Genomic DNA, 7,520 nt, shown 5'->3' on the forward strand with positions numbered 1-7,520 from the left:
TAAATGGAATAAAAAGGTTAGTCTTCCATTAGCCATATAGACTGAATAGTGGCAGAAGAATCGGCAACTGTCGTGATGGTATCGCCATTAGAGTAGACGCCTGCTGTACGGTCACTTTTGCCAATGACTTGAAAAATCATCGTGGCAGGGGTTTTGGCAAAGGTGGCAAACTCGCGAGACTCGATCTCAGTCCATTGGATTTCGGTTAAGCCGCCAAGCTTTTCGCCAACACTTTGCAGGTTTTCACCAACTTTCACTCCGTTTGCTGTGATAAAGCGAGGGCTAAGAATGCGTATCAGGTTGGCGGTGTGGGTTGTTCTATCTAACATGATATTCATGAGAGATTCCCCATTCAGGCTAACAGTCATCCATTCGATGCCCTCACCATCTTGCTCAATAGCGGCGGTGGCTCCCGGCAAGGTGGCTAAAATATCACTCGATAGCATACCAAGTTGTACAGGCCCAGCCGCAGTGTCGGTAATGGTGTAGTTGTCTTGTGCTTGCCCTGTCGTTTGACTGCTGACCTGTGTTTGATTGATCGCTGGCTGTGAGGAATTGGTATTATCCCCACAGCCACCAAGCAGCAATGGTAGTAACAGTAAACGGGCGCTTGACCTTATCGGTGGCATGTTTGTTCTCCGTGAATACCCTGAGTTACCGCATCAGGCCGGATTTTCAAAGAATACGTAATTGGTCGAGTAGTCACTGAACTCAAAGTAGACTTTCTTTTCGCCTGCATCTGTCACACCGTTCAAGTTGGCATCTAGGATACCGTAGCCAAAGCGGTAAGAGCGGTCTTTATTGGTATCAGTGCCCAATGCCGTGGTTAATTTGTCGACTTTGATGAAGCGCCGTACCAATTTTTCACCGGCATAAACTTCCAGTACACCATTGACGCCTGTCCAGTTATTAATTTCACGCCCAATCTTGTTTTGGGTTTCTTGCGTACATGCACCAAGACCTAGTAATAGGGAAAAGGTAAGTAATAGTGTTGTCCATTTCATGATTTGTCCTCGAAAATTCATTAAAAATTAGTAGCCTAGAATGCGGGCGGTGCGTAAATCACCTTGATCCAAGGCCATTTGCACCGGGGTTTTGGCAGGGGCGCTATTGGTGACAGCCTTGGGATCTGCGCCCTGTTGCAGCAGGTAGTTGGCGGCATCCGCTCGTCCAAAACGCGCCGCATGGTGTAGGGGAGTCCAACCTGTCGCGGTTGCTGCATTCACATTCGCACCCTTGCTGACCAATTGCATGACCGCAGGAAAGGAGCCTGCGGCAATTGCCGCGTGAAGGGCGGTTTCGCCGGAGGCAGTGGCGGTATTGGCATCTGCCCCTTGTTCTAACAGTGTACTAACCGTGGCGGCATCACCTGTTTGTGCCGCATCCCAAAGTTGCTTGTTCAGATCGTTCTGGGAAAGGGGCGCTGTTACTGGTTCAGCTTCAGCGTCAGCGGGTTGGGCAACAACCTCTGTTGCGGCAGACGGCACGGTTTCTGTCGTTGCACTAACCGTTTCTACTGAAGTTGTCTCTGTTTTCGCAGCAAGAGTACTAGTGTCGCTACTGGTTGACGTGATAATGCTGTTGGCTTTCGGTATGTCTGTTTCAGTGGTGCTAGCGCAGCCACTTATGCCGAGCAGTAAGCAGCCTGTCAATAATAGAACAGGGTGTTGTTGGAAACGCAGCCTGTCAAACAGGGTGTTAAGAGATTGTTTCATCTAGTTCAGGCCAGTTTGGCAATGGTTGAAGAAATGCCGGGCAGTGCGTCCACTTTGGCCGCCGCGTCCGGTTGCAAAGGTGGTTGCTTCCTGATGCAACAGTTCTGAATCTTGTACGCGCCCTTTGAATAATTTGTCTACGATATCCAGATAAGTGTCTTTATTCATGGGATGGAATGGTAATGATAACCCGAATCGATCCGCTAGTAGGCGTTTGTTTTCGGTAACATTATCCATGGGCATTTCACCTTTAAGCATCTTCTCCAAGGTGGTTTTGTTACAGTTAGAGGTGGCATAAATCAGCACATTTTCAGGCGGTTTTTCCAGTGTTCCCTCTAGAATGCTTTTTAACATACGGTACTCACTTTTGCCTTCATCAAAATCAAGGTCATCACAGTAGATGATAAAGCGGTGGTGAGAATCGACGATTTCATCGGTAATGTCTACCAATACGCCAAGATCATCTTTAGAGATTTGGATCATGCGTAAGCCGTAGGTATGGTAGCGGGTCAATATTGCTTTGATCAATGAGGACTTGCCAGCACCACTTGCACCCCACAACAGGGCGTGGCTGGCTGGTTTGCCACGTAAAAAATGTTCGGTGTTACGAAACAACTTTTCCTTGTGTTCGTCGATGCCTTGTAGGTTGTCGGGGTTCACCAAATCCACATTCCTGATGGGTTTCAGGAAGTGTCGGTTAGAACGCCATACCGCAGCAAGCGTGCTACGCCAGTCAATCGTCAGTTTGCCAAAAGCCATTATAACTCCCTTCGGTAATATGCCTGCACGAATTGCTCTGCAAGTTTAGCTGTTTACGTAAAAATTTTCCGCTGCTTTCTGTCAAGACAGGCGGGCTTTATCTTTTACTAAAATTGTATCTATTTGTAACAAAGTGTGGTAGGCGAGCTTTTTAAGTTATTAGAAAACTCTAATATAGTCCACAATATGTAAGGAAGGCTTGCTGTATGAAACAACATACTATCACGCCGGAATATAGCTTCAAGTCCAAAGCGGCTCATCTTAGTGCTGTAAGCGATAGCTCAGCAGCCCAAACCATTCGTGCAGAGCTGTCTGACTACGCGACAGGGCATTGGCTTGCGGAATCCACCACAGCCATTCGTGCCGCCAGAAATTGCTGGAACCATAGCTGGTGGCGGCGGGTAAGTAGTTCACTTGCCGATTCTGGAACGCCAGCATTGCGCGGGGCATGTGCCAGGCTTGCGTGACGACCCAAGCGGAATGGATACCTGCTTCACTGAGTATTTGGTCGGAATACGCAGCATTTTCCCACGTGGTGTGGCTGCTGCTTTCCTGCCAGCGGATCGGAACTTGAAAGGTGTTTTCCATGACATCGCGCATGTAATCGGCTTCGTTGCTGCTGCCTGAAATCAGGATGGGCAAGCCGGTCTTACGGTGCAGGTAGGCCGCGTAATTCAGGCGTTCCAGCTCGGTGCTGGCACTCATCCTGCCTGCGTATTCAATGGCTTCCAGGTTACGCCCCGCGCCCAAAACCACAATGGCTTCGGGCAAGGGTTGTTGTAACCACAGTTCAGGTTTGGGTGGGTATTGCTGTTCTAAGCCTACCATGAGCTTTTCCGCTACGACGGGCAGGCTCAGCACCACGGTTTGCAGTACGCCAATCACTAGCGTGATTAGCATCGCGCTGCGCCATTTGTAGAGCAGCAGCGCGATCAGCAGGAAAATCAGTAAATTGCCGGGTGGGTAGGCCAGAAATTCAACCGTTCGGCTAATGACTGGACTCATTCGTTACCAAATACGCCTGCTGCTTGCTGGTCGGCATGATAAGAGGAACGCACCATGGGGCCACTGGCTACTTTGTCGAAGCCCATCGCGGTGGCAATTTCAGCTAGTTCGGCAAATTCATCCGGGTGTACGAAGCGGTCAACCGGCAGGTGGTGGCGGCTGGGTTGCAGGTATTGCCCCAAGGTCAGCATGTCGCAGTTGTGGTCACGCAGGTCTTGCAAGGTGGCAATCACTTCTTCCTTGGTTTCACCCAAGCCCATCATCAGGCCGGATTTGCTGGGAATGTGCGGGAACAGCTTCTTGAATTCCTTGATCAGATTCAGCGAATACTGGTAATCCGCGCCGGGGCGGGATTGCTTGTAGAGGCGCGGCACGGTTTCCATATTGTGGTTAAACACATCCGGTGGGGCTGTTTCCAGAATTTGCAGGGCGATTTCCATGCGTCCGCGAAAATCGGGGGTGAGGATTTCGATTTTAAGCGCTGGGTTCAGCTCGCGGGCTTTCTGGATGCATTTCACGAAATGTTCCGCGCCACCATCGCGTAAGTCATCCCGGTCAACCGAGGTGATGACCACGTATTTCAGGTTCATGGCGCGAATGGTTTCTGCCATATTATCCGGTTCGTTTTCATCCAGCGGCAACGGTTTACCGTGGGAAACGTCGCAGAAGGGGCAGCGTCGGGTGCAAATATCCCCCATGATCATGAAGGTTGCCGTGCCGTGGGTGAAGCATTCGCCCAGATTGGGACAGGCGGCTTCTTCACAAACGGTGTGCAACTTTTGTTCGCGTAATACCGCTTTCAAGCGTTTGACTTCCGGCGTGGTGGGGGCTTTGGCCTTGATCCACGCCGGTTTGCGGCGAAATTCGGTGGTTGGTTCAATCTTGATTGGGATACGGGCTACTTTGTCGGCACCGCGTTCTTTGTGTCCGGGTTCTTTGCGTTCCATGAGGTCTGGCTATCTCGCGTTTGGTGGATTGTCGACACATTATAATCCCAAGACGGCGGTGTGGGGGTAATCCTTTGCAAGGTTTATCTAGGCATTAATTTTGCGGAACTGCTGCGGTGTCATCCCGGTGATTTCCCGGAAGGCTTGCTGGAAGTGTGCGGCGGAGGTGAAACCTACCTCCAGCGCGACAGCTTGCAGGGAGGTATCCGGCGCTTCCACCAGTAAGTCTTCGGCCGCTTCTACCCGGAATTCGCTGACATAACGTGAAAAACCTTTGCCCAAGCGGGTATGGATCAGTTCGGACAATTGTTGGCTGGAGAGCCCGATACGGCTGGCGATGGTTGGCAGGTCAATATCGGGTTGGCGGAACAACTCCTGTTCTTGCATCAAACCTTCCACTTCGGCTAGCAATATGTCGCAATCCACGTTTGTCAGTGTCGATACAGCATGGGTTTCGCGGGCGACTTCGACGACTTCGATGGGTAAGTGCGGCGAGCGGTTGAGCGCGATGCTAACCAGTAGCAGCGCAACGCCAATGGCATTGGCATAGCCCATGAAAAAGCCTTTTTCCGGCAATAGCGGTAAGGCGATACCAGCCAAAGCCACCACAATAGCCAATACCCAGACGGCGCCGAGTAGACCGATTTCCCCCCGGAAGCGGCCGCTTTGTTTGCGTAGCGCATACAGGTGATAAGCCAGCCACCCACCGTAAGCAATGCCCAGTGCAAACGCCAGTGGAACAGCAAGCTGGAAAGGCAGCAAGGGTGCAGTCAGCACCGGCAGCAAGTGCAATAGATCAAACGGCTTGATGCCTTGTGCCAGTAACAACGGTTTGCTGAATAGGTAGAACACGGGCGCTAGTGTAAACAGCAGCACCGGGTAATAAGGGTTGCGGAGCCAATCCATGCCCTGTTGCAGCCCTGTGAAATGCACAAGCTGCAAACTCACCAGCGTGATCAGTAAGAGAATGCCGATCGCTTGTGAGGTGGTTTGGCCTTGGTAGTGTTCGCGCCGGAAATGCGTGAAGGCGAGTAATACAGCACCGAAGATGGAAAAGCCGATCAAAAAGGTGGCGAGTGTCTGCATGGTATCAGTGCTTGTCGTCAGGTCGGCAGGCGGCATTGGCGCGGATCAGGGCATCCACCTGTTCCTTGCTGAGTTTTCCGGTGGAGTTCATGGCCTCTTTGGCAATATCCTGAATGCCTTTGGTTTCAGCTTCTTTCGTTGGTGGTATTTCCGTACAGCCGTTGAGCAGGCTCAGTACGCTCAAAAAAGCCAGTAAAGCAGTGAGTTGTGGGGTGGTATGCATAAGGGTTAATGCCTTCAATAAGGAATGTCCTCTCTAGATAGCACATTCCATTGATCAGTAAACATAGAAGTTACCGATAGTGGCATTTATTACTGATAGAAGGCGAAATGGCTTATGAACCTCTGGATACACCCAATACAACATCTTGGGTTTTGAGTTGTGCAAGAATTTGCTGCCCAAATGCCAATAGTTGCTCAGGTTCAGGGTGCTGCATTTCTTCGGCAAGCTGGAAAATGGCCTCGCGGGCGCTCAGGTTTTCCTGTAGCAGTTGTACCAGCCGGGCAGTCGCCGGATTCAGCGTAACAAACTGGATTGTATTCTGCTGGTCGCGCAATACGATCAAGTGGGTAGGTTCTGGTTCGGTTGGCTGGTTTTCCGCGCTAATGCGGTGTACCGGGTACTGATAGCTTTGCAGCACCATCACCGGGTTTAGTGCGGGAATGCCTTCCAGCAAGTCGCCCTCGGGGTCGATAGTGCTCCAGTCGATCACACTATTATCCAGTGTCAACGGAATCTCCACCCACTCGTAATGCGCCAATTCCAGCAGAAACGGCACGCTTCGACTGCGCTCAGCGAACGCGCTCGATCGGTCACTGAGCGAAGCCGAAGTGAGCCATTCCACAAATTCTGCCGAAATCTCGCGGAAATACGGCGTAGTACAGGCATGTTCCGCGTAAAACTGCCGTACCAAGCCGTTCCATTGCGTGTCGTCAAGAATACTGCGTACCACCGGAAAGCAGCTACTGAGGAAGTCTTCCACATTGTTGAACAGCAATTCCACGTACACCCCGGCACGTTCGGCATTCACGCCTTGCGGGGGAGGATTCAGCTCGGGGTTGCGCAAGTGGGCGGCAAAGTTGCGTTGGTACTGTTCGGTGGCATTCATGCGGCGTATTTCCGTTGCAAGCGGGCGATGTGCTCGATTTCTGGCAGCAATTCTTCCAGCGGCGGGATGTGGTAATCGCGCTCCAGCAGGGTGGGGAATACCCCGAATTCGGCGTAGGTGAAGTCCAGTAATTCCCACACCGGGTCGATGACAGGTGCGCCGTGGGTATCAATCAGCAGGTTTGCTTCTTGCTGGTAATGCCCGGCGGTGTGTATATAAACCACCCGTTCCTTGGGCAGTTTGCGTAAGAATGCGTAAGGGTCGTAAGCGTGGTTGACGCTGTTGACGTAGACGTTGTTCACGTCGAGATGCAGCAAGCAGTCGGCCTCTTCCAGCACGCTATTGACGAAGGTGGCTTCGTCCATCTCGTTGATGGGGGCTTGCAGGTAAAACGAAGCGTTTTCAATGGCGATTTGTTGCCCCAGTACATCTTGCGTCTGGCGGATGCGGGCGACAGTGTGCTGAATAGCGTCTTGCGTAAACGGGATGGGTAACAGGTCGTACAATTGCCCGTGGTCAGAGCACCACGACAGGTGTTCTGTATACAGCGGAACCTGATGTTCGTGCATGAAGCGCTTGAGATCGTGCAAAAATGCCAGATTCAGCGGGGTTAAACCACCCAATGATAGGGAAAGCCCGTGGACGACAAACGGGAAGCGTTCACTGAAAGCCCGCAGGCGTTTGGCGCTATCGGGGTCTGTACCTATCCAGTTTTCCGGGGCGATTTCAAAGAAGTTAATGCAGTCGGGGACTTGTTGTTCCAGCGCGATCAGATGGTCGCGCCGGAAACCTAAGCCTGCCCCGTGTAAGTCAGGGCTGTACATGGCTTATTTCTTTTCTTCAGTCGCAGCAGGAACTGCGTCAGCAGCGGCAGGAACAGCAGCGGCAGGAACAGCAGC

General features: G+C 51.7%; 10 protein-coding genes. All 10 read right to left on the reverse strand.

Features of this window, described 5'->3' with window-relative positions:
- Positions 1 to 17: 17 nt before the first annotated feature.
- Entirely contained in the window at positions 18 to 629 is a 612-nt protein-coding gene (locus Q394_RS0110675) for a hypothetical protein (RefSeq protein WP_028489288.1), read from the reverse strand.
- 33 nt (positions 630 to 662) lie between these two features.
- Positions 663 to 1,004 (reverse strand): hypothetical protein, encoded by a 342-nt coding sequence (locus tag Q394_RS0110680; protein WP_028489289.1) that lies wholly within the window; start codon positions 1,002 to 1,004, stop codon positions 663 to 665.
- A 27-nt stretch (positions 1,005 to 1,031) separates the two neighbouring features.
- Entirely contained in the window at positions 1,032 to 1,715 is a 684-nt protein-coding gene (locus Q394_RS21465; RefSeq protein ID WP_051543266.1) for an ankyrin repeat domain-containing protein, read from the reverse strand.
- Positions 1,716 to 2,474: an ATP-binding protein gene (locus Q394_RS0110690; RefSeq protein WP_028489290.1), complete on the reverse strand. Its 759-nt coding sequence runs from the start codon at positions 2,472 to 2,474 to the stop codon at positions 1,716 to 1,718. It lies immediately after the preceding gene.
- A 261-nt stretch (positions 2,475 to 2,735) separates the two neighbouring features.
- On the reverse strand, positions 2,736 to 3,479 hold the full coding sequence (locus Q394_RS0110695; protein WP_028489291.1) for a YdcF family protein: 744 nt from the start codon (positions 3,477 to 3,479) through the stop codon (positions 2,736 to 2,738).
- Positions 3,476 to 4,426: a lipoyl synthase gene (lipA, locus tag Q394_RS0110700; protein ID WP_028489292.1), complete on the reverse strand. Its 951-nt coding sequence runs from the start codon at positions 4,424 to 4,426 to the stop codon at positions 3,476 to 3,478. Before lipA ends, Q394_RS0110695 begins: the two co-directional genes overlap by 4 nt.
- A gap of 87 nt (positions 4,427 to 4,513) precedes the next feature.
- The gene (locus tag Q394_RS0110705) at positions 4,514 to 5,512 is read right to left on the reverse strand and encodes an AraC family transcriptional regulator (RefSeq protein WP_028489293.1); all 999 of its coding nucleotides are present in this window, start codon (positions 5,510 to 5,512) and stop codon (positions 4,514 to 4,516) included.
- Between the two features lie 4 nt (positions 5,513 to 5,516).
- Positions 5,517 to 5,735, reverse strand: a complete 219-nt coding sequence (locus Q394_RS0110710; protein ID WP_028489294.1) for a hypothetical protein — start codon at positions 5,733 to 5,735, stop codon at positions 5,517 to 5,519.
- Between the two features lie 112 nt (positions 5,736 to 5,847).
- Positions 5,848 to 6,621, reverse strand: a complete 774-nt coding sequence (locus Q394_RS0110715; RefSeq protein WP_028489295.1) for an HvfC family RiPP maturation protein — start codon at positions 6,619 to 6,621, stop codon at positions 5,848 to 5,850.
- Complete coding sequence (locus Q394_RS0110720) at positions 6,618 to 7,445, reverse strand: HvfB family MNIO-type RiPP peptide maturase (protein ID WP_028489296.1); 828 nt, start codon at positions 7,443 to 7,445, stop codon at positions 6,618 to 6,620. Before Q394_RS0110720 ends, Q394_RS0110715 begins: the two co-directional genes overlap by 4 nt.
- Positions 7,446 to 7,520: the final 75 nt, after the last annotated feature.

Source organism: Thiothrix lacustris DSM 21227 (assembly GCF_000621325.1).
GTDB classification, from domain to species: Bacteria; Pseudomonadota; Gammaproteobacteria; order Thiotrichales; family Thiotrichaceae; genus Thiothrix; species Thiothrix lacustris.